The sequence below is a fragment of the Cupriavidus sp. 05L411 genome (genome assembly GCF_056398045.1).
Genome location: NZ_JBFTOQ010000003.1, coordinates 200,370 through 221,960 on the forward strand (window position 1 = coordinate 200,370; position 21,591 = coordinate 221,960).

The following is a 21,591-nucleotide window of genomic DNA, read 5'->3' on the forward strand; positions in this document are numbered from 1 at the left end:
GCCGGGCAAAACAGGCCAAGTATAACCAGCGGCAGCAGGCTTGGCACCGGTGGCGGACCCCCGCGCCGGAGGGACAGGAGACATCCATGCAGGAACCGTCGGCGACGACCTTCCCGCGCTTGTTGCTCGCGCATGCGCAGCAGCGGCCGGAAAGCCCGGCTTACCGTGAGAAGGATCTCGGGATCTGGCAAACCTATAGCTGGGCGCAGACCGCGCAGGAGGTGCGCGCGCTCGCGTGCGGTCTGGCGGCCCTGGGCTTTGCCCGCGGCATGAACCTGGCGGTGGTCGGCGACAACCGGCCGCGCCTGTACTGGGCCATGAGCGCGGCGCAGTCCATGGGCGGCGTGCCGGTGCCGCTCTACCAGGATGCCATTGCCGGCGAGATGATCTATGTGCTGAACGATGCCGAGATCGACTTCGCCATCGTGGAGGACCAGGAGCAGGTGGACAAGCTGCTGGAGGTGGAGGAACAGCTAGCCGCGCAGGGCCGCAGGGTGCGTCACATCATTTATGAGGACCCGCGCGGGCTGCGCGACTACGATCATCCGGCGTTGATGTCTTACCAGCGCCTGCAGGAAATCGGCCGCGAGTTCGATCGCGCCAATCCAGGCTACTTCGATGCGGCCGTTGCCGCGGGTGAGCCTGACGATACCGCCATCATCCTCTACACCTCCGGCACCACCGGCAAGCCCAAGGGCGTGTGCCACTCGCATCGCGGCCTGATCGGCGCGGCGCGCAACGGCTGCGCGTTCGATGGCCTGACCGCAAGTGACGATGTGCTGTCCTACCTGCCGATGGCATGGGTGGGCGACAACCTGTTCTCGTACGCGCAGGCCATGGTGGCGGGCTTCACCGTGAACTGCCCGGAATCGCGTGAGACGGTGATGACCGACCTGCGCGAGATCGGCCCCACCTATTACTTCGCGCCACCGCGCATCTATGAAAACCTGCTCACGCAGGTGATGATCCGCATGGAAGACGCGGGCTGGATCAAGCGCAAGCTCTTTCACTGGGCCATGGGCGTGGCGCGCCGCTGCGGCACCGACATCCTCGACGGCAATCCGGTGCCGCTGGCCGATCGCCTGCGCTACGTGGCCGGCGAGGCGCTGATCTTCGGGCCGCTGCGCAATGTGCTCGGCATGAGCCGCATCCGCGTGGGCTACACGGCGGGCGAGGCGATTGGCCCGGACCTGTTCCGCTTCTATCGCTCCATCGGTGTCAACCTCAAGCAGTTCTATGGCCAGACCGAAACCTGCGCCTATGTCTGCCTGCAGCCGGACGGCAAGGTCAAGTTCGATTCGGTAGGGCCCGCCGCGCCGGGCATGGAGATCCGCATTGCCGAGAACGGCGAAGTGCTGGTGCGTGGCGTGGGCTTGTTGAAGGCCTACTACAAGCGCGACGATGCCACCCGCGAGGCGATCAACGACCAAGGCTATTTCATGACCGGCGACGCCGGCGTGATCGACGCCGATGGCCACCTCAAGATCATCGATCGCGCGAAGGACGTGGGCAAGCTGTCCGACGGCGCCATGTTCGCGCCCAAGTACATCGAGAACAAGCTCAAGTTCTTCCCCTATATCAAGGAGGCGGTGGCGTTCGGCACCGGCCGCGACAGCGTCTGCGCGTTCATCAACATCGATTTCGATGCCGTGGGCAACTGGGCCGAGCGGCGCCACCTGGCCTATGCGGGCTACATCGACCTGGCGGCGCAGCCAGAGGTGATCGCCATGATCGGCGAGTGCGTCGAGCAGGTGAATGCCGACCTTGCCGCCGATGCCATGCTGGCTGGCTCGCAGGTTTCGCGCTTCCTGATCCTGCACAAGGAACTCGATCCGGACGACGATGAGCTCACCCGCACGCGCAAGGTGCGCCGTGGCTATATCGCCGAGAAATACGCGTCGCTGATCGAAGCGCTGTACGCCGGCAAGCCGGAGCAGTTCATCGAGACGCGCGTGAAGTTCGAGGACGGGCGTGAAGGCAGCGTCTCGGCCACGTTGAAGCTGGTCGATGTAAAGCGCTTCCCCCCGGCCAGCGCCGGTGCGAAGCGCGCAGCATGAGCAGGGGCGAGAGGATGACGCAAATGGCATGGCAAGGCGTGGGGCGCGGCGGCGATGGCCAGCCGGCGTGGAGCGGCGCGTCCGCGGGGGCAGGGGCAACAGCACAAGCGCTCGGCGGGGTTCAGATGGAGCATGCGCAGGTGCGCCAGGCCGGCGACGTGATACTCGACCTGCAGAATATTTCGCTGGCCTTCGGCGGCGTGAAGGCGCTGACCGATATCTCGTTTGACGTGCGCGAGCATGAGATCCGCGCCATCATCGGCCCCAACGGCGCGGGCAAGAGCTCGATGCTCAATGTGATCAACGGGGTTTACCACCCGCAGCAAGGGCGCATCGTGTTTCGTGGCGAGGAACGGCGCAAGATGCATCCCACCGCCGCGGCGCGCCAGGGCATCGCGCGCACTTTCCAGAATATCGCACTGTTCAAGGGCATGACCGTGCTCGACAACATCATGACCGGGCGCAACACCAGGTTCCGCAGCGGCCTGCTGGCCAACGCGCTGTGGTGGGGCCCGGCGCGCAACGAGGAAATGCAGCACCGGCGCAAGGTCGAGGAGGTGATCGATTTCCTCGAGATCCAGGCGATCCGCAAGACGCCGGTGGGGCGCCTGCCCTACGGCTTGCAAAAGCGCGTGGAGCTGGCACGCGCGCTGGCGGCAGAGCCTTCGATGCTGCTGCTCGACGAGCCGATGGCCGGCATGAACGTGGAAGAAAAGCAGGACATGTGCCGCTTCATCCTGGACGTGAACCATCAGTTCGGTACCACCATCGTGCTGATCGAGCACGACATGGGCGTGGTGATGGACATCTCCGACCGCGTGGTGGTGCTGGACTACGGCAAGAAGATCGGCGACGGCACGCCGGAAGCGGTGAAGGCCAACCCGGATGTGATTCGCGCTTATCTTGGCGCTGGTCACTGATGCAGCTGCAAGACAAGGACAACCATGACGTTCTTCTTTGAAATCCTGATCGGCGGCTTATTGTCGGGGTTGATGTACTCGCTGGTGGCGCTCGGGTTCGTGCTGATCTACAAGGCATCGGGCGTGTTCAACTTCGCGCAGGGCGCGATGGTGTACTTTGCCGCGCTGGCGGTGGTGGGGCTGATGGACAAGGGCCTGCCAATGTGGGCGGCCGTGATCGGCGCATTTGGCGTGATGGTGGTGGTCGGCATCAGCACCGAACGGCTGGTGCTGCGCAAGCTGGTGAACCAGCCACCCATCACGCTGTTCATGGCCACCATCGGGCTGTCCTTCTTCCTCGAGGGGCTGGGGCCGTTGTTGTTCGGCAATGAAGTGCGCCCGATCAACCTCGGCATCGTCGACGAGCCCATTGAAGCCATCCTGACGCGCTTCAATATCGTGGTATCCAAGTTCGACCTGGCAGCGGCGGGCATCGCCGCCGTCCTGGTGGGCACGCTGGCGCTGTTCTTCCAGTACACCAAGGTGGGCCGTGCATTGCGCGCGGTGGCGGACGATCACCAGGCCGCGCTGTCGCTGGGGATTCCGCTGCAGCATATCTGGGCCATTGTCTGGGGCGTGGCGGGCTTCGTGGCGCTGGTGGCGGGCATGCTGTGGGGCTCGCGCAATGGCGTGCAGTTCGCGCTGACGCTGACCGCGTTGAAGGCGTTGCCGGTGCTGATCCTGGGCGGCTTTACCTCGGTGCCCGGCGCCATCGTCGGCGGGCTGATCATCGGGGCTTCGGAGAAGCTGGCCGAGATCTATATCCCGCCCGTGTTCCAGTCCGCGTTCGGCGGCAACTTCGGTGGCATCGAAGGCTGGTTCCCCTATGTGTTTGCGCTGTTGTTCCTGCTGGTGCGGCCCGAGGGGCTGTTCGGTGAGAAACACATCGATCGTGTCTGACCGGCCCGCGCCTCAGGAGAGAAAACATGTTCTACCGTGAATCCGGCCAGTTCAAGACCACCTACGTTGCCGACAGCCAGATCTTCCCCATCCGCCAGGACCGCATCGGCTTTGCGGTGCTGATGGCGGTGGCCTTCGTGGCGATCCCGCTGCTGGGTTCGGAGTACTGGTTCTCGGCCATCCTGATCCCGTTCCTGATCTTCGCGCTGGCCGCGCTCGGGCTCAATATCCTCACGGGCTACGCGGGGCAGCTCTCGCTTGGCACCGCGGCCTTCATGGCGGTGGGCGCTTACGCGGCCTACAACTTCCAGTTGCGCATCGAGGGCCTGCCGGTGCTGCTGACCTTTATCCTCGCCGGCTTATCGGCGGCGATGGTGGGCGTGGCGTTTGGCCTGCCGTCGCTGCGCATCAAGGGCTTCTACCTAGCGGTGGCGACGCTGGCAGCGCAGTTCTTCGTGGTGTGGGCGCTGACCAAGTTTCCCTGGTTCTCCAACAACAGCTCATCGGGCGTGATCACCGCGCAGCAGTTGAACCTGTTCGGCATCGCCATCGATACACCGGTGAAGAAGTACCTCTTCGTGCTGATGCTGGTGACGGTGCTGGCCATCGTGGCCAAGAACCTGGTGCGCTCCTCCACCGGGCGCGCCTGGATGTCGGTGCGCGACATGGACGTGGCGGCGGAAGTGATCGGCATTCCGCTGATGCGCACCAAGCTGCTGGCCTTTGCCGTCAGCTCGTTCTACTGCGGCGTGGCGGGCGCGCTCTATGCGTTCTGCTACCTGGGCTCGGTCGAGCCGGACGGTTTTTCGCTCGACCTTTCCTTCCGCGTGCTGTTCATGATCATCATCGGCGGCGTGGGCAGCATCCTCGGCTCGTTCCTGGGCGCGGCCTTCATCCTGTTGCTGCCGATCTTCCTGGACATCGCGCTGCCGCCGCTGGCCGCGCTGCTGCACCTGCCCTTTACCAATGCCGCCGTGTCGCATATCCAGTTGATGGTGTTCGGCGGGCTGATCATCTTCTTCCTGGTGGTGGAGCCGCATGGCCTGGCACGGCTGTGGCAGATCGCGAAGGAGAAGCTCCGGCTCTGGCCATTCCCCCATTGAGTCTCATCGCATTGACGTTTTTTGGTTCGGAACAAGAGAAACGGGTATTCCATAACAAACACACCTGCCAAGGTGAAGGAGACTGTCATGACCATCCTGATTCGCAATCTGCAGCGCATAGCCCTGGCGATGGGGGCGTCGGCCGCGCTGCTGGCGCCGCTGGCGGTGCAGGCGCAAAGCGGCGAGCAGTTCGTCGCGCTGCCCAGCTATCGCGTCGGCCCGTATGGCGCCAACGGACAGTCCTTTTATGGCGGCTTCGTCGACTACCTGAACTACGTCAACCTCAAGGACGGCGGCGTGAACGGCGTCAAGCTGTCGTGGGAAGAGTGCGAGACGGAGTACAACAACGCCAAGGGTGTGGAGTGCTACGAGCGGCTCAAGGGCAAGAGCCCCGTCAGCAAGGGCACCGCGTACCACACCATGTCGACCGGCATCTCCTACGCGCTGGTGGACAAGACCGCGGCTGACAAGGTGCCGCTGGTGATGATGGGCTATGGCCGCACCGATGCGGTCGACGGTTCGGTCTTCCCCTATGCCTTCCCGCTGGTCACCACCTACCAGATGCAGGTCTCGGCCATCGTCAAGTTCCTGGCGGGCAAGAACGGCGGCTCGCTGGCCGGCAAGAAGATCGTCTACCTGTATCACGACTCCGCCTATGGCAAGGAGCCGATCGTGGCGCTGGAAGCCGAAGCCAAGCTCGGCAAGTTCAACCTGGTCGAGATCCCGGTGGCGCACCCCGGCAACGAGCAGGGCGCGCAGTGGCTGAAGATCCGCCAGGAGAATCCTGACTACGTGATCTTCTGGGGCTGGGGCGTGATGAACCAGACCGCGCTCAAGGCGGCGCAAAAGGTGGGCTTCGCACGCGACAAGATGATTGGCTCGTGGTGGGCAGGTTCGGAAGAAGACACCGTGCCTGCCGGCGATGCCGCCAAGGGCTATATGAGCGCAACCTGGAACGTGGCGGGCAAGGGCGTGCCGCTGATCGCCGATATCGACAAGGTGGTCTACGGCGCCGGCAAGGGCAATATGCAGGACCGCAACAAGGTTGGCTCGGTGCTCTACAACCGTGGCGTGTCCGCGGCCGTGGTGACGGTGGAAGCGATCCGCGTGGCGCAGGCCAAGTACGGCAAGGGCAAGGTCATGAGCGGCGAAGACATGCGCTGGGCATTCGAGAACCTGAACGTGAACAATGCGCGCCTGCAGCAGCTGGGCGCCACGGGCTTGCTGCCGGAGATCAAGACCAGCTGCGACAACCACGAAGGCTCGGGCAAGGTGAAGATCCAGCAGTGGGATGGCACCAAGTGGGTCGTGGTGTCGGACTGGATCGAAGGCAACAAGAACCTGATCCATCCGCTGTTCAAGGCGAGTGCCGCGCAGTTCGCGAAAGAGAAGGGCATCTCGCCTGCCTGCATGAAGTCTTGATCCGGGCGCTGCAAGGCGTTTGTTGATTGTTGTCGACTCCGCTCGCCCGCATGCGGGCGGGCGGAGATGAAGCCAGCCAGGAACCACCAACCGAGCCGCACCATGAGCCTGTTGTCCGTCAACAATATCGAAGTCATCTACGACCACGTCATCCTGGTGCTCAAGGGCGTTTCCCTCGACGTGCCCGAGGGGCGGATCGTGGCGCTGCTGGGCGCCAACGGCGCGGGCAAGACCACCACGCTCAAGGCCATCTCCAACCTGCTGCATGCCGAGCGTGGCGATGTCACCAAGGGCTCGATCGAGTACCGCGGCAACCGGGTCGACCGGCTCACGCCCAACGAGCTGGTCAAGCGCGGGGTGATCCAGGTGATGGAGGGGCGGCATTGCTTCGCCCACCTGACGCTGGAGGAAAACCTGCTGACCGGCGCCTATACGCGCGGATTGTCGCGCAGCGAAACACGCGATGCGCTGGAGCGCATCTACGACTACTTCCCACGCCTGAAGACGCGCCGCAAGTCGCAGGCGGGCTACACCTCGGGCGGCGAGCAGCAGATGTGCGCGATCGGCCGGGCCATGATGGCCAAGCCCAGCATGATCCTGCTCGATGAGCCATCGATGGGGCTGGCGCCGCAGATCGTGGAGGAGATCTTCGAGATCGTGCGCGACCTGAACCAGCGCGAGAAGGTCAGCTTCCTGCTGGCCGAGCAGAACACCATGGTGGCGCTGCGCTATGCGGACTACGGCTACATCCTGGAGAACGGCCGCGTGGTGATGGATGGCGCGGCCGAGGCGTTGCGCACGAATGAGGATGTGAAGGAGTTCTACCTGGGCGTCGCCGCGAATGACGGAGAGGGCGGCGGGAGAAGCTCCTTCCGCGACGTAAAGAGCTATCGCCGGCGCAAGCGCTGGCTCGCCTGAGAAGCGCGAACAAGCCTGCCGTGCGAACCGTGCGCGACTGCGCTCTTCAACTCCGCCTCGGGCCACTCGCCACGGCTTCTTCGCTCTTCTCGATGCGTGTCCGGCTCTAAACAGTACGGTTCATCACGCGACTACCTACGCGAACTACGCACCATGCCTGACTACTTCGATTCGCTTGAAACGCGCGCCCCGGCCGTCCGCACGCTGGCCTTGCTGGACGCATTGTCGCGCCAGGTTGCGCATGCCAAGGCGCATGCGCCTTATTTTGCGGAGGTGCTGCGCGACGTGGATCCGCGCGCGCTGGACTCACGCGCCGCGTTGGCGGCGCTGCCGGTGACGCGCAAGTCCGAGCTGACGGCGCGGCAGAAGACCATGCCGCCGCTGGGCGGGCTGAATGCGACGCCGCTCGGCGGCCTGCGCCACATCTTCCAGTCGCCCGGCCCGATCCACGAGCCCGACGGGCATGGCGCAGACTGGTGGCGGATCGCGCGCGCGATGTTCGCCGCGGGATTCCGCTCGGGCGATCTCGTCTACAACACCTTCTCCTACCACTTCACGCCGGCCGGCATGATGATGGAAAGCGGCGCCCATCGGCTGGGTTGCTGTGTATTTCCGGCGGGCGTGGGACAGACCGAATCGCAGGTGCAGGCGATGGCGAGCCTGCAGCCGGCGGCCTACGCGGGCACGCCATCCTTTCTCAAGCTGCTGCTGGAGAAGGGCGACGAGCTCGGCTTGCCCTGCCAGGGCCTGACGAAGGCGCTGGTGTCTGGCGAGGCATTGCCGCCATCGCTGCGGGCCTGGTTCACCGAGCGCGGCATCCGCGTGCAGCAAATGTACGGCAGCGCCGACGTGGGCCTGATCGCCTACGAGACGCAGGGCGGCGACGGCTGGGTGGTGGACGAGAATGTGCTGGTGGAGATCGTCGAGCCGGGCGGCACGCAGCCCATGCCTGACGGCGAGACCGGCGAGGTGGTGGTCACGGTGCTGGGCAATGGCGACTATCCGCTGATTCGCTTCGGCACGGGGGACCTGTCGGCGTTCGTGGCAGGCTCGGACGAGCGCGCCAGCCCGTGCGGGCGCACCAACCAGCGGCTCAAGGGCTGGCTGGGCCGCGCCGACCAGACCACCAAGGTCAAGGGCATGTTCGTGCATCCCGGGCAGGTGGGCGAGGTGGTGCGGCGCCATCCCGAGGTGCGCGCCGCGCGCCTTGTGGTGACGGGCAGCGTGGGTGCCGACGTGATGACGCTGCATTGCGACGCCGCGCGCGGCGATGCGGCACTGGCACAGGCCATTGGCGAATCGCTGCGCGAGGTGATGCGCCTGCGCGGCGAGGTGTGCTTCGTGGCAGCGGGCTCGTTGCCGCAGGATGGCAAGGTGATCGAGGACGCGCGGCGTTACGACTGAGCGCGGTCGCGGCCGGGGGGCGCAGCCGCATGGCCGCCGGCGGGCCGCGTCGGCAGCCACAGCAGCCACGCGCTGACGGCCGTGGCGATGGCGACCAGCGTCAGCGAAGCCAGCGCTCGCTCGCGCATCAGCCATGCGGTGGTGCCCATCGACAGCCACATCATGCCGATGGCCAACTGCTTGGCGCGCAAGGGAATGCTGCGGTGGGCCTGCCAGTCACGCACCAGCGGGCCGAAGCGCGGATGCGCAATCAGCCGCGCATGGAAGCGCTCCGAGCCGCGCGCGAAACACGCGGCGGCCAGCAAGACGAAGGGCGTGGTCGGCAGCACTGGCAGGAAGATGCCGACGATGCCCAACAGCAGGCTGAGCACGCCGAGCGCCACCCACAGCCCGCGCAGCGCGCGTTGCCTGCGGCTGCGCACGGCGGGGGGTGGGGCGGGACGGATGGGCGTAGCGGCCGGCAACGCGCTCAGACCGCGAGCCCCAGGCGGGCGCGTGCGTCGTTGTACTCGGCCTTCATGCGCGCCACGATTTCGCCGGCGGTGGGGATGTCGTGGATCTGGCCCACGCCCTGGCCGGCGCCCCAGACGTCCTTCCATGCCTTGGCCTTGGAGGCGCCGCTGGAAAAATCCATCTTGGTCTTGTCCGCCTGCGGCAGGTTGGCGGGATCCAGCCCCGAGGCCTCGATGCTCTCGCGGATGTAGTTGCCGTGCACGCCGGTAAACAGGTTGGTGTAGATGATGTCGGCCGCGGCGGAAGTGGTGATCGACTGCTTGTAGGACTCGCTGGCATGGGCTTCCTGCGAGGCAATGAAGCGGGTGCCGACGTAAGCGAAGTCCGCGCCCATGGCCTGCGCGGCCAGCACGGATTCGCCGGTGGCAATCGAGCCCGACAGTGCGATCACGCCGTCGAAGATCTTGCGCACTTCGCCCACCAGCGCGAACGGCGACAGCGTGCCGGCATGGCCGCCGGCGCCAGCCGCCACCAGGATCAGCCCGTCCACGCCCGCCTCGATCGCCTTTTCGGCGTGGCGGATGCTGATCACATCGTGCAGCACGATGCCGCCATAGCTGTGCACGGCGTCGATCATCTCCTTGGGCGGCGCGCGCAGCGAGGTGATGAAGATGGGCACCTTGTGGTCCACGCACACCTTGATGTCGTGCTCCAGGCGCACATTGGAGGTGTGCACGATCTGGTTGACGGCGATCGGCCCGACCGGCTTGCCCGGGTTGGCGGCGCGGAAGGCGGCGAGATCGTCTTCCATCTGGGTGAGCCAGTCGCCCAGCATCTCGGCAGGGCGCGCGTTCAGCGCGGGGAAGGAGCCGACGATGCCGGCCTTGCACTGCGCCAGCACCAGCTCGGGGTAGCTGACGATGAACATCGGCGAGGAAATCACGGGCAGCGCCAGGTTTTGCAGGACCTGGGGCAATTGTTTGGCGGCGGGCATGGCGTCTCCTGGACCACGAACGGGCGCCGGTGGCGCCCTGGATATGAACGATCGTTCGATTATAGGGAGTTTCGGCTGGCGGGCGTTAGACGGGCGTTAGAAGGGGCTGTCTACCGGGGGCCATCCACCGAGGCAAGCTGCGGGGACAGTCCTTGGGCCGAGTCTGCGCCGGAACCCGCACCGGCAGCAAGTAACATGGCGGCATGCATTTCGTGGCCGGCGCTGTCACAAAACGGCTGGCCGCCGCGTCTTGTATCCATATCAACCACCGGACCATTATTGCCCCGATCATGCGTTCCAGCGCCTTGCCCGCCGACCCCGAGATTTTTGCCACATTGCGTCCGCGCCTGTTTTCCATCGCTTACCGCATGCTTGGCACCCGGGCGGACGCCGAGGACGTGCTCCAGGATGCCTGGCTGCGCTGGGACCGCGCGGACCACGCCGCGCTGGCGTCGGCCGAGGCCTGGCTGGTCACGGTGGTCACGCGGCTGGCCATCGACCGCCTGCGCGCGGCCAAGGCCGAGCGCGAAGCCTATGTGGGGTGGTGGCTGCCCGAGCCGCTGGTGGAACTGGACGAGCGCACACCGGAGGCCGCGGCCGAGATGGCGAGCGAGCTGTCGGTGGCCTTCCTGTGGGTGCTGGAGCGCTTGTCCGCCGACGAACGCGCGGCCTTCCTGCTGCGGCAGGTGTTCGATCACGACTATGCCGAGATCGCGGCGCTGCTCGGCAAGAGCGAGGCTGCCTGCCGGCAGATGGTGCACCGGGCCTCAGAGCGCGTGCAGCAGCAGCGCCCGCGCTTTGACGTGCCCAAAGACACGCATCGGCGCTTGCTGGAAACCTTCATGCTGGCCGCGCGCAGCGGCGAGATGGAGGCCATCAAGGCGGTGCTGGCCGATGACGTGCAGATCATCGGCGATGGCGGCGGCAAGGTGACTTCGTTCGTCAAGGTGGTGCATGGCGCGGACAACATTGCCCGGCTGTACCGGCATATGGCCCAGCGCCATGGCGACGCGCAGGTCTACCGCTTCGCCTGGATCAACGGCGAGCCGGGATTGCTGCGCTACGTGGACGGGCAGCTTGAGTCCGCGCAGGCTTTCCTGATCGACGGCGAGCGCATTGCCGCGATCTACTCGGTGCGCAATCCGGACAAGCTGGCGGGCGTTCCTCCACTTTCTTGAGGTGCGCTGTCACAAACGCCTGGGCCCCCGCGTCTTGACTGCATGGGGGCCGCAAGGGGCGGCCTTCGCAACGCAAGCGGTCCCGCGAGATCTCACCGGATTTCACCCGATCTCACCGGATCTCACGAGCCCGCGCCAAAAGGCCAAGCCATGACCCACACCATCCGTCTCCCGTACTTCCAGCGCGCTCCCAAGTCCTTCAAGGCGCTGCTTGACCTGTCCGCCATCATCCAGAATGGCTTGCTCGGCAAGCGCCTTGTCGACCTGGTATTCCTGCGCGTGTCGCAAATCAACGGCTGCGGCTTCTGCATCGACATGCACTGGCGCGACCTGATCCGCCAGGAGGTGGATCCGCGCCATCTCAACGCCGTTGCCGGCTGGCGCGAAGCGCCGTTCTTCAGCGGGCGCGAGCGCGCGGCATTGCGCTGGGCGGAGATCGTCACCGCCACGCCGCACAGCGACGCGAGCGACGAGGAGTTTGCCGCTTTGCGCGCGCACTTTTCCGATGAAGAGATCGCCGAGCTTGGCTTTGCCATTGTCACGATCAACGCGTGGAACCTGCTCAATGTGAGCTTTCGCAACCCGATCCCGGAAAAGGCATGACGCGCAAAAAGGCATAGCGCCAGCCCGCAGCTCGCGCGTGTCGTCCTTGCCTTCACCGCGCACCCTGTAGACCTCCCCGGGCGGAACGGCGAACAAAAAAAACCCCGCTACGCCGCGGGGCAACTACCACGAAGACTGATAGGAAGAGGCGGGAGGGCACCTGCCAATGCCGCATCCGCACAGCGGACTATAGGCGGCGTTTATGACGGACTGAAGGCGCTCGCGTGAAGACGGGATGACGGCCGCAAGCGCGGCGTGCCCACGAAAAAACGGCGCCCCGGGGCGCCGTCTCTTCCTGGCCTGTCGCTTCGGGTTCAGACCCGTTTCAGATCTTTTCCAGCAACAGGCCCTTGAGGTACTCGCCTTCGGGGAAGGCCGCCAGCATCGGGTGATCGGTGCCGGCCGAGAGGCGTCGCAGGATGCGCGCATCGGCGCGGGCATCGGTGGCCGCGCCCGCCACGATCTTCTGGAACAGCTCCATGCTGATCGCGCCGGAGCATGAGTAGGTGAACAGCAGGCCACCCGGGCGCAGCAACTGCAGGCCGACCAGGTTGATCTCCTTGTAGGCGCGCGCGGCGCGGTCGATGTGCTGGGCCGACGGCGCGAACTTGGGCGGGTCCAGCACGATCAGGTCGAACTGGCGGCCGTCGGCGCGGAACTGGCGCAGCGACTTGAACACATCGGCGTCGAGCCAGGTCGCGCGCTCGGGGTCGAAGCCGTTGAGGGTGACGTTGCCCGCGGCGGTCTTGAGCGCCTCGCCGGAGGAGTCGATCGAGGTCACCGAGGTGGCGCCGCCGCGCAGCGCCGCCAGCGAGAAGCCGCCGGTGTAGCAGAAGCAGTTGAGCACTTCGCGGCCATTGGCCAGATCGCCTACCAGCTTGCGGTTGTCGCGCTGGTCGACATAGAAGCCGGTCTTGTGGCCGCTCTTCACGTCCACGTAGTAGCGCACGCCGTGCTCGGTCACGCTGAGTTCGGGGTCGGGCTCGGCGCCGGCCAGCACGCCGGTCACCAGCGGCAAGCCTTCGCGCTCGCGCACGGCGGCGTCGGAGCGCTCGTACACGTTCGGGCAGCCGGTTTCCTTGACCAGCGCCTGCACCAGCGCGTCCTTCCAGGCTTCGACCCCGGCCGCGTTGAACTGGCACACCAGCTGGCCGTTGGCGCCGCTGGCGTAGTAGTCGACGATCAGGCCCGGCAGGCGGTCGGATTCACCGAAGATCAGGCGCACGGCGTCGCTGTCTTTCACCCACTGCTTGCGATGCGCGAGGGCGGCGGACACGCGCCGCTTGAACATGGCGTGATCGACCGGCTCGTTCTCGTCGAAGCTCCACACCCGCACGCGAATCTGGGAAGAGGGGCTGTACGCCCCGCGCGCCAGGAAGCGGCCGTCGGCGGCGCGCACGATCACGGTGCTGCCGGGCTCGCAGCGGCCTTCGACGGTATCCACGCCGGTGGCGTAGACCCAGGGGTGGCGGCGCAGCAGGGATTTTTCCTTGCCGGGCTTGAGGGTGATGGTGTTCATGAGTCTGTGTTTTAGACGCCAAACGAAGCCGAGCAGATAGGCCAACTCGGTCCGAAGTGCCTGATTGTTGTTACTCCCTCTCCCCTCAGGGGGAGAGGGGCGGGGAGAGGGGTGGCTTAGCTAGGAGCCACAACAAGCGGAGCCAATGTTTTTGTCCAGCACGGTAGCATTGGATACGCTCCCCTCTCCCGCCATGCGGGAGAGGGGAGCCACGCAGCACATGGCGGGAGGATGACGGCAAGCTCGCCGGCCCGCTACACCGCTTAACCGGCTACAGCACCACCTTCACCATCGGGTGCGACGTCAGCGCGCGGTACAGCTCGTCGAGCTGTTCGCGGCTGGTGACCCATACCGTGACGGTCAGGCCGAGGTAGTTGCCCTTGGCTGACGGGCGCATCTCCATCTTGCCGGCGTGGAAGTCGGGATCGAAGCCTTGCACCAGCGTCACGATGGCTTCGGCGAAGCCATCCTGCATGCCGCCCATCACCTTGATGGGGAAATGGCTGGGGTACTCGATCAGCGACTCGGCCGGCGGGATGTCGCCCGGCTTGCCCTGGTCGGAATTGTCGGCGCTCATTTCAATGCCCTCCTTACTTGCGCTTGAACCACAAGCGGATGGTATCCCACAGGCGGCCGAAGAAGCCGGCCTCGGGCACGTCTTCCAGCGCCACCACCGGGAACTCGGCGACCTTGGTGGCGCCGTCCATCAGCTTGACCGTGCCGACCTGCTGGCCGGCGGTGAGCGGTGCCACCAGCAGTTCCTGGCGCTCCAGCACCGGCTTGATGCGCCCGCCCGTGCCCTTGGGCACGGTGATGTAGGTCTCGTCCTTGACGCCGATCTTGACGGTGGATGCCTTGCCCTTGTAGATATCGGGCGTGGCCAGCACCTGGCCGCGGTCGTATAGGCGCAGCGTGTCGAAGAACTGGAAGCCGTAGTTCAGGATCTTCAGGCTTTCCTGCGTGCGGACCGCTTCGGTGGTGGTGCCGATCACGATCGAGACCAGGCGGCGCGAACCGTTAGGCACATTGGCCAGCGGACGCTTGGCCGAGGAGATCAGGCAATAGCCGGCCGACTTGGTGTGGCCGGTCTTGAGGCCGTCCACGGTGGGGTCGATGTAGAGCAGGCGGTTGCGGTTGGGCTGGCGGATCTTGTTGTAGGTGAATTCCTTCTGCGAGTACATGCTGTAGTACTCGGGGAAGTCCTTGATGATCCGCGTGGTCAGCGTGGCCAGGTCCATGGCCGTGGTGTAGTGGTTCGGATCGGGGATGCCGTCGGTGTTGCTGAAGTGGGTGTTCTTCATGCCCATCCGCTGGGCCTCGCGATTCATCATCGCCACGAAGCCCTCTTCCGAGCCGCCCACGGCTTCGGCCAGCGCCAGCGCCGCGTCATTGCCCGATTGCACGATCAGGCCCAGCAGCAGGTCCTGCACGCTGACCGGCTTGTTGGCTTCCAGGAACATGCGGGATTCGTCGCTCTTGACCTTCTGCACGATCGTGGTCGGCACTACGGTCTGGTCCAGCGTGAGGCGCTTTTCCTTGAGTGCCGAGAAAGCCAGGTAGGCGGTCATCAGCTTGGTCAGCGAAGCCGGCTCGATGCGCACATCGGCGTTCTGCGAAGCCAGGGCCTGGCCGCTGGTGACGTCAAACAGCATCCAGGACTTGGCCGCCACCTGCGGCATCGGCACGCCCTGGGCGCGCACGGGAGCCGGGGCAAGCACCACGGCGGCGCCGACGATGGCTGCCGTGACCAGGGCGGATGTGTTGGCGGACGCGAAAAGCGGCGTGGCTCTATTCAACATGTTTCAGTTTCCGGCAAAAAAAAGGGGCGTGGAGTGCATCCGGTGACATGGCGGGGCGGCGCGCCGCCCCCGTCACTGGTCCCACGCATTGACGACGAGCTGCTTGATCAGGTGCAGCTTGCGGTGAAAGAAGTGGTCGGCGCCGGGGATCACGATCACCGGCAGTTCCTGCGGGCGGGCCCAGTCGAACACGCTCGCCAGCGGCACGGTATCGTCCTGCTCGCCGTGGATGACGATGGTGTCGGCCGGCACGTTGGCGACTTCCCAGCGGCTGGCGGCGGTGCCCACCATGGCCAGCCGCTGCACCGGCGTGCCTGCCTCGGCCAGGCGCCTGGCGACGTGGCTTGCGACGAAGCTGCCGAACGAGAAGCCGGCCAGCGCCAGCGGCAGCGTGGCGGCATCGGCCGACCACGCGGACTGGGTGCGCATCCAGTCGATGACAGCCAGCAGGTCGTCCTGCTCGCCCACGCCGTTGTCATGGCTGCCGGCGGTGCCGCCGACGCCACGGAAGTTCGGGCGCACGGTGGCGTAGCCAAGCTGCACGAAACTGCGTGCCAGCGTCTGCGCTACCTTGTTGTCCTTGGTGCCGCCGAACAGCGGATGCGGGTGGGCCACCAGCGCGAGCCCGCGCGGGGCGCCGGCCTGGGGCAGGTCGACTGAAACGTCGATGGCGCCGACGGGGCCGGCGACGGTAAGTACCTGGGTATGCGCGTTCATGGAAACAGGATGCAGGGTGGCTGGCTCTGGCGCCGTGGCGCCCGGGTTTCAGTGATTCAGCGTTTCAGCCGGGGCCGGGGCTGAGGTCAATCAGTGATCGACCATCAGGCGTTCGACCGGCTTGCCGCCCACCAGATGGCTCTCGATGATCTCGTCGATGTCCTGCTCGTCGACGAAGGTGTACCAGACGGCCTCGGGATAGACCACCAGCACCGGCCCGAGTTCACAGCGGTTCAGGCAGCCAGCCTTGTTGATGCGCACGCGGCCTTCGCCGCCGGAGATGCCAAGCGCCTTGCAGCGCTTCTTGGCGTATTCCTGCATGGCCTGCGCGTTATGCGCGCCGCAGCAGGCGCCGCCGTCCTCGCGCTGGTTGAGGCAGAAGAAAACGTGGTGCTGGTAGTGGCTGCGCATGCGTGGTGGGCGTATCGGCGGCGGCAACGCAGGAGGCAAAGTGTGCCCGGGGCGCGCGCCGGCCGCCAGGAATAGGTGGAAGGGCTGAATTATACGGCGTCATGGGGGGCGGTTCGACGCTTTGGCGACCCGCTTCGATGCCGCGCGTGTGTCGCGCGTGCTGCGCCGCGGCCACGGGTGGCGTAGCGCGCACCCGCGCCGGCCGGATCGTCCGGATCTCCGGACGGCCGGATTCCGGAATTCCGGAAAATCGGAGTGAGGTGTCGTCCGCTTTGCCAGCTTCCTTTTGAAATCAGTCACTTGGCGACACCGGCCGGCCTGGCACGGCGGTTGCGATGCTTAAGGCAGACGCGCTCCATTTGCAGGGCGCGCGAACCTGCCGCTGTGCGGCGGCGGGCACGGTCAAATACCGAGGACGACATCATGAGGAAACCCTTTTACAAGATCCTGTACGTGCAGGTGCTGTTCGCCATCGCGGTGGGCATCGTGCTCGGGCATTTCTGGCCTGCTACGGGCGTAGCCATGAAGCCGCTGGGGGATGGCTTCATCAAGCTGATCAAGATGATCATCGGTCCGATCATCTTCTGTACCGTGGTGTCCGGTATCGCCGGCATGCGCGACATGAAGAAGGTGGGCCGGGTCGGCGGCAAGGCGCTGCTGTACTTCGAGGTGATCTCCACTTTCGCGCTGCTGATCGGCCTGCTGTCCGCGCACCTGCTCAAGCCGGGCGTGGGCTTCAACATCGATCCGGCCACGCTCGACACCAAGGCGATCTCGCAGTACGTGACGCAGGCGCATGGCCAGAGCACGGTCGAGTTCTTCATGCACATCATCCCGGACACGATGGTCAGCGCGTTCGCCAATGGCGACATCCTTCAGATCCTGCTGATTTCGCTGCTCTTCGGCTCGGCGCTGGCGGCCATGGGTGACCGCTCGAAGATCGTGTTCGATTTCGTCGAGCAGGTCTCCAAGGTGTTCTTCCACATCGTGCACGTGATTACCAAGGTGGCCCCGTTGGGCGCGTTCGGCGCGATGGCCTTCACCATTGGCAAGTACGGCCTGGGCTCGCTGGTGCCGCTGCTCAAGCTGATCGGCACCTTCTACTTCACCGCGATCGTCTTCGTGGTGGTGGTGCTGGGCACGGTGGCGCGGCTGACGGGCTTCAACATCTTCCGCTTCATCGCCTACATCAAGGAAGAACTGCTGATCGTGCTGGGCACCAGCTCGTCGGAAGCCGCGCTGCCGCACCTGATGGAAAAGCTGGAAAACCTCGGCTGCTCCAAATCGGTGGTGGGGCTGGTGGTSCCCACSGGTTACTCSTTCAACCTGGAYGGCACCAACATCTACATGACCMTGGCSGYGCTSTTYATCGCCCAGGCCACCGGCATCGAGCTCACGCTGCTGCAGCAGCTCACCGTCCTGGGCGTGGCGATGATCACCTCCAAGGGCGCCAGCGGCGTGACCGGCTCCGGCTTCATCACGCTGGCCGCCACGCTGGCGGTGGTGCCGGACATTCCGGTGGCGGGCATGGTGCTGATCCTGGGCATCGACCGCTTCATGAGCGAATGCCGCGCGCTGACCAATATCATCGGCAATGGTGTGGCGACGGTGGTCATGTCGGCGTGGGAGCACGAACTCGACCGCGCGCAGCTTGACCGCGCGCTGCGCCGTGGCGGCGATGAAACGGCCGAACTTGCCGAAGCCGGCCCCGGCGTCCGCTGAGGTCCCGGCCTCCGGAGCGGCGGCGCCAGCCGGCGCCGCCCGCCAGCGGGTATCATCGGCGCGTGTCCCTTCGCATGCGCCGATGCCACATTCCGACGATTTCCTCGCCGTGCATGATCCCGCTTCCGCCCGCCTGGTGCATGCGCCCGGCGATGGCGGCGGAACCTGGCGGGGCTTTGCCGCGGCGCTCGCCGTTGGCCTGGTCGTCCTGTGCTCGCTGACCTGGCTGGTTTCCATGCAGCGCGGCATCGACGGGCTGCAGCAAGCCACGGCCACCCGCGCCGATCGTTACGCGGCCACGCTGGAAAGCACGCTCGACCGCTACGAGTTCCTGCCCGCGCTGGTCTCGCTCCATCCCTTTGTCCATGACCTGCTGGCCGCGCCAGGCGATCCCGTGCGCGTGGCGGCGGCCAACCGCTACCTGTCCGAAGTCAACCGCCGCGCGCGGGCTTCGGCCACCTACGTCATTGCCGCCAGCGGCCTCGCGCTGGCCGCCAGCAACCATGACGAGCCGGGCAGCTTTGTCGGCACCGACTACCGCTTCCGCCCTTACTTCCAGAGCGCATCGCGCGGGGAGATCGGGCGCTTCTACGCCATCGGCATCACCAGCGATGAGCCCGGCTACTACATTGCGCAGCCCGTGAAGGTGGCGGGGCGCGTGGTGGGCGTGACCGTGGTCAAGCTCAACCTGGAGTGGTTCCAGCGCGCTGGCGCCGGCGGCGCCGAGCCGGTGATGGTGAGCGACGAGCATGGCGTGATCTTCCTTTCCTCGGTGCCGGCCTGGCAGTACCGCACCTTGCAGCCGCTGCCAAGCGAGCTGCAAACCGAGCTGGACCGCACGCGCCAGTACCATGACCAGGAGGTCAGGTCGCTGCCGCTGGAGGCGCTGCAATCTCCGGTTACGCAATGGCTCGGCCGGACCGTGCTGGGCGAGGGCGCGCGGCTGGTGCGCATCGGAACCGGCAGCAACGCCGAGCGCTACCTCGAGATCAGCCGCAAGGTGGGCCCGGCCGACTGGACCATGCAGGTGATGGCGGCGCTGGACCCGGTGCTGGCCAGCGCGCGCAATGCCACCATCGGGGCGGCGCTGGCCTATGCCTGCATGTGCCTGCTGCTGTTCAACTGGCGCCAGCGCCGGCAGCGCGCGCGCGATATCGAATATGGCAGGCGCCTGCTGGAAGCCGCCTACGATGAGCTGGAGCGCCGGGTGGAGGCGCGCACCGCCGACCTGATGGCCATCAACGAGCAGCTGGAAGCCGAGGTAGCGGAGCGCACCCGCGCCGAGAGCGAGCTGCGCGCGGCGCAGGATGAACTGGTGCAGGCCAGCAAGCTGGCGGCGCTGGGCCAGATGGCAGCTGGCATCACACATGAGCTGAACCAGCCGCTGGCGGCCCTGCGCACGTTTTCCGACAACACCCGCGTGCTGCTCGAGCGCGGGCAGCTCGATGCGGCCGCCGGCAACCTCGTCGCCATCGCCGACCTCACCACCCGCATGGGCAAGATTACCGGGCAGCTCAAGCTGTTCGCCGGCAAGGCGCGCCAGCGACGGCACGCGGTGCATGTGCGCGCCGCGCTGGACCACGTGCTGGCGCTGATGGCCCCGCGCCTGGCCCATGTCGCGCTGAAGGTGGAGGGCTTGTCCCAGCCGCCCGGGCCGGCGGTGTGGGCCGATGAGCTCAAGCTCGAGCAGGTGCTGCTCAACCTGATCGGCAACGCCCTCGATGCACTGGCCACCGCGGCGCCGCACGCGCCCTGCGTGGAAGTCGCGGTGAGCGAGCATGGCGGCACGGTCAGCATCGCGGTGCGCGACAATGGCACCGGCATCGCGGCCGACGCCTTGCCACGATTGTTCGAACCCTTCTTCACTACCAAGGAGATCGGCCAGGGACTCGGCCTGGGACTGGCCATTTCGTCGTCCATCGTGCGCGAGTTCGGCGGGCAGCTGAGCGCGGCCGACCGGCCCGGCGGCGGCGCGGAATTCGTGGTGATGCTGCGGCGCGCGCCCGCGCCCGAAGGCGCCGCGCCCCGCGCCGGCGCCACTCCCATCTCTCCCACCCATACTGAGTGAGCATTGCCATGCAAGACGGATTGCGTGTCCTGTTCGTCGAAGACGAACCCCTGGTACGCCAGGCCACCGCGCAGAGCCTGGAGCTGGCTGGCTTCTCCGTGCTGGCGCTGCCCTCGGCCGAGGCCGCCATGCCGCACCTGTCGCCGGAGTTTCCCGGCGTGCTGGTGACGGACGTGCGCCTCACCGGCGCCAGCGGGCTGGACCTGCTGCAGCACTGCCGCAATGCGGCGCCGGGCGTGCCGGTGATCCTGGTCACCGGCCACGGCGATATCACCATGGCGGTACAGGCCATGCGCGAAGGCGCCTATGACTTTATCGAGAAGCCCTTTGGCGCCGACCGCCTGACCGAAACCGTGCGCCGTGCGCTGGAGCGGCGCGCGCTGGAGCTGGAGAACCGCGCGTTGCGGCGCGAGCTGGCCGGCCCGGCCGCGGGCACGCGCATCATCGGGCGCTCGCCGGCCATCGAGCAGGTGCGCACGCTGGTGGCCAACGTGGCCGCCACGGACGTCCCCGTGATGATCAACGGCGAGACCGGCACCGGCAAGGAACTGGTGGCGCGCAGCCTGCATGCTTTGTCGCCGCGCCACCAGGCGCCCTTTGTCGCGCTGAACTGCGGCGCGGTGCCCGAGGCCATCTTCGAGAGCGAGATGTTCGGCCACGAGGCCGGCGCGTTTACCGGCGCCGGCAAGCGCCGCGTGGGCAAGCTCGAGCACGCCTCGGGAGGCACGCTGTTCCTCGACGAGATCGAGAGCATGCCGCTGGCGCTGCAGGTCAAGCTGCTGCGCGTGCTGCAGGAGGGCACGCTGGAGCGGCTTGGCTCCAATGCCTCCATCGCCATCGACGTGCGCATCGTGGCCGCGGCCAAGGGTGATATGGAGACGCTGGTGGCGCAAGGCACGTTCCGTGAGGATTTGTACTACCGGCTCAACGTGGTCACCATCCCGTTGCCCCCGCTGCGCGAGCGGCGCGAGGACATCGTTGCGCTGTTCGAGCATTTCATGCTGGTGGCGGCGGTGCGCTACCAGCGCCCCGTGCCCATCCTCTCCGAGCTGCAGCGCCAGGCGCTGATGCAGCGCGCATGGCCCGGCAATGTGCGCGAGCTGCGCAATGCCGCCGACCGCCTGGTGCTGGGCGTGCCCGAGGGCGGCACGCGCGCCGATGCGCTTGACGACTCCACGCCGCTCAAGGAGCGCATGGAGCACTACGAGCGTGCCGTCATCGCCGATACGCTGGCGCGCACCGGCGGCGCGGTCAGCCAGGCGGCGGATCTGCTGCAGGTGGGCAAGGCCACGCTGTACGACAAGATCAAGCGCTACGGGCTGTAGCGCTTCCAGCGCTTCCAGCGCTTCCAGCGCCTCCAGTGT

General features: G+C 66.3%; 19 protein-coding genes. 12 read left to right on the plus strand and 7 right to left on the minus strand.

Annotation, left to right across the window (positions count from 1 at the left end):
• The first annotated feature begins 86 nt into the window (after nucleotides 1–86).
• The 7 genes from AC1DQR_RS04880 (at nucleotide 87) to AC1DQR_RS04910 (ending at nucleotide 8,763) form a co-directional block, all read left to right on the plus strand.
• Complete coding sequence (locus tag AC1DQR_RS04880) at nucleotides 87–2,057, plus strand: AMP-dependent synthetase/ligase (RefSeq protein ID WP_477132625.1); 1,971 nt, start codon at nucleotides 87–89, stop codon at nucleotides 2,055–2,057.
• A 14-nt stretch (nucleotides 2,058–2,071) separates the two neighbouring features.
• Nucleotides 2,072–2,977, plus strand: a complete 906-nt coding sequence (locus AC1DQR_RS04885; RefSeq protein WP_082054781.1) for an ABC transporter ATP-binding protein — start codon at nucleotides 2,072–2,074, stop codon at nucleotides 2,975–2,977.
• A 24-nt stretch (nucleotides 2,978–3,001) separates the two neighbouring features.
• Nucleotides 3,002–3,916: a branched-chain amino acid ABC transporter permease gene (locus tag AC1DQR_RS04890; RefSeq protein WP_150989598.1), complete on the plus strand. Its 915-nt coding sequence runs from the start codon at nucleotides 3,002–3,004 to the stop codon at nucleotides 3,914–3,916.
• Nucleotides 3,917–3,942: 26 nt separating this feature from the next.
• Entirely contained in the window at nucleotides 3,943–5,019 is a 1,077-nt protein-coding gene (locus AC1DQR_RS04895; protein ID WP_174426560.1) for a branched-chain amino acid ABC transporter permease, read from the plus strand.
• An 87-nt stretch (nucleotides 5,020–5,106) separates the two neighbouring features.
• Nucleotides 5,107–6,441 carry an ABC transporter substrate-binding protein gene (locus AC1DQR_RS04900; protein WP_416050342.1) on the plus strand — a complete coding sequence of 445 codons (1,335 nt, stop codon included), beginning with the start codon at nucleotides 5,107–5,109 and terminating at the stop codon, nucleotides 6,439–6,441.
• Between the two features lie 102 nt (nucleotides 6,442–6,543).
• Complete coding sequence (locus tag AC1DQR_RS04905; protein WP_035875783.1) at nucleotides 6,544–7,359, plus strand: ABC transporter ATP-binding protein; 816 nt, start codon at nucleotides 6,544–6,546, stop codon at nucleotides 7,357–7,359.
• A 153-nt stretch (nucleotides 7,360–7,512) separates the two neighbouring features.
• Nucleotides 7,513–8,763 carry a phenylacetate--CoA ligase family protein gene (locus AC1DQR_RS04910; RefSeq protein ID WP_477132626.1) on the plus strand — a complete coding sequence of 417 codons (1,251 nt, stop codon included), beginning with the start codon at nucleotides 7,513–7,515 and terminating at the stop codon, nucleotides 8,761–8,763.
• Here the strand turns inward: AC1DQR_RS04910 and AC1DQR_RS04915 are convergent.
• Nucleotides 8,754–9,185: a YbaN family protein gene (locus AC1DQR_RS04915; protein WP_416050344.1), complete on the minus strand. Its 432-nt coding sequence runs from the start codon at nucleotides 9,183–9,185 to the stop codon at nucleotides 8,754–8,756. The genes AC1DQR_RS04910 and AC1DQR_RS04915 overlap by 10 nt on opposite strands.
• A gap of 47 nt (nucleotides 9,186–9,232) precedes the next feature.
• Complete coding sequence (locus AC1DQR_RS04920; RefSeq protein ID WP_183032018.1) at nucleotides 9,233–10,210, minus strand: NAD(P)H-dependent flavin oxidoreductase; 978 nt, start codon at nucleotides 10,208–10,210, stop codon at nucleotides 9,233–9,235.
• A 290-nt stretch (nucleotides 10,211–10,500) separates the two neighbouring features.
• Between AC1DQR_RS04920 and sigJ the strand changes: the two genes are divergently transcribed.
• Together sigJ and AC1DQR_RS04930 are read left to right on the plus strand one after the other, a co-directional pair.
• A complete protein-coding gene (gene sigJ / locus AC1DQR_RS04925) occupies nucleotides 10,501–11,388 on the plus strand; it encodes an RNA polymerase sigma factor SigJ (RefSeq protein ID WP_416050345.1) in 888 nt (295 codons plus the stop codon).
• Nucleotides 11,389–11,538: 150 nt separating this feature from the next.
• Nucleotides 11,539–11,991 (plus strand): carboxymuconolactone decarboxylase family protein, encoded by a 453-nt coding sequence (locus tag AC1DQR_RS04930; RefSeq protein ID WP_477132627.1) that lies wholly within the window; start codon nucleotides 11,539–11,541, stop codon nucleotides 11,989–11,991.
• A gap of 325 nt (nucleotides 11,992–12,316) precedes the next feature.
• On the opposite strand, the gene AC1DQR_RS04935 is transcribed toward AC1DQR_RS04930, so the two are convergent.
• The 5 genes from AC1DQR_RS04935 to AC1DQR_RS04955 all read right to left on the minus strand — a co-directional run bounded on the left by AC1DQR_RS04935 (nucleotide 12,317) and on the right by AC1DQR_RS04955 (nucleotide 16,437).
• On the minus strand, nucleotides 12,317–13,510 hold the full coding sequence (locus tag AC1DQR_RS04935) for a class I SAM-dependent rRNA methyltransferase (protein ID WP_416050347.1): 1,194 nt from the start codon (nucleotides 13,508–13,510) through the stop codon (nucleotides 12,317–12,319).
• Nucleotides 13,511–13,781: 271 nt separating this feature from the next.
• On the minus strand, nucleotides 13,782–14,087 hold the full coding sequence (locus AC1DQR_RS04940) for a YbeD family protein (protein ID WP_043343278.1): 306 nt from the start codon (nucleotides 14,085–14,087) through the stop codon (nucleotides 13,782–13,784).
• A gap of 13 nt (nucleotides 14,088–14,100) precedes the next feature.
• Nucleotides 14,101–15,309, minus strand: a complete 1,209-nt coding sequence (locus tag AC1DQR_RS04945; protein ID WP_150989621.1) for a D-alanyl-D-alanine carboxypeptidase family protein — start codon at nucleotides 15,307–15,309, stop codon at nucleotides 14,101–14,103.
• Between the two features lie 72 nt (nucleotides 15,310–15,381).
• The gene (locus AC1DQR_RS04950) at nucleotides 15,382–16,026 is read right to left on the minus strand and encodes an alpha/beta hydrolase (protein ID WP_416047492.1); all 645 of its coding nucleotides are present in this window, start codon (nucleotides 16,024–16,026) and stop codon (nucleotides 15,382–15,384) included.
• 90 nt (nucleotides 16,027–16,116) lie between these two features.
• Nucleotides 16,117–16,437 carry a (2Fe-2S) ferredoxin domain-containing protein gene (locus AC1DQR_RS04955; protein WP_267605322.1) on the minus strand — a complete coding sequence of 107 codons (321 nt, stop codon included), beginning with the start codon at nucleotides 16,435–16,437 and terminating at the stop codon, nucleotides 16,117–16,119.
• 420 nt (nucleotides 16,438–16,857) lie between these two features.
• Between AC1DQR_RS04955 and AC1DQR_RS04960 the strand changes: the two genes are divergently transcribed.
• From AC1DQR_RS04960 to AC1DQR_RS04970, 3 genes are all read left to right on the plus strand, one after another.
• A complete protein-coding gene (locus AC1DQR_RS04960) occupies nucleotides 16,858–18,159 on the plus strand; it encodes a dicarboxylate/amino acid:cation symporter (RefSeq protein WP_477132657.1) in 1,302 nt (433 codons plus the stop codon).
• An 82-nt stretch (nucleotides 18,160–18,241) separates the two neighbouring features.
• Nucleotides 18,242–20,227 (plus strand): sensor histidine kinase, encoded by a 1,986-nt coding sequence (locus AC1DQR_RS04965; RefSeq protein ID WP_477132628.1) that lies wholly within the window; start codon nucleotides 18,242–18,244, stop codon nucleotides 20,225–20,227.
• An 8-nt stretch (nucleotides 20,228–20,235) separates the two neighbouring features.
• Nucleotides 20,236–21,552, plus strand: coding sequence for a sigma-54-dependent transcriptional regulator (locus AC1DQR_RS04970; RefSeq protein ID WP_043343292.1), 1,317 nt, complete (start codon nucleotides 20,236–20,238; stop codon nucleotides 21,550–21,552).
• Nucleotides 21,553–21,591 lie beyond the last annotated feature (39 nt).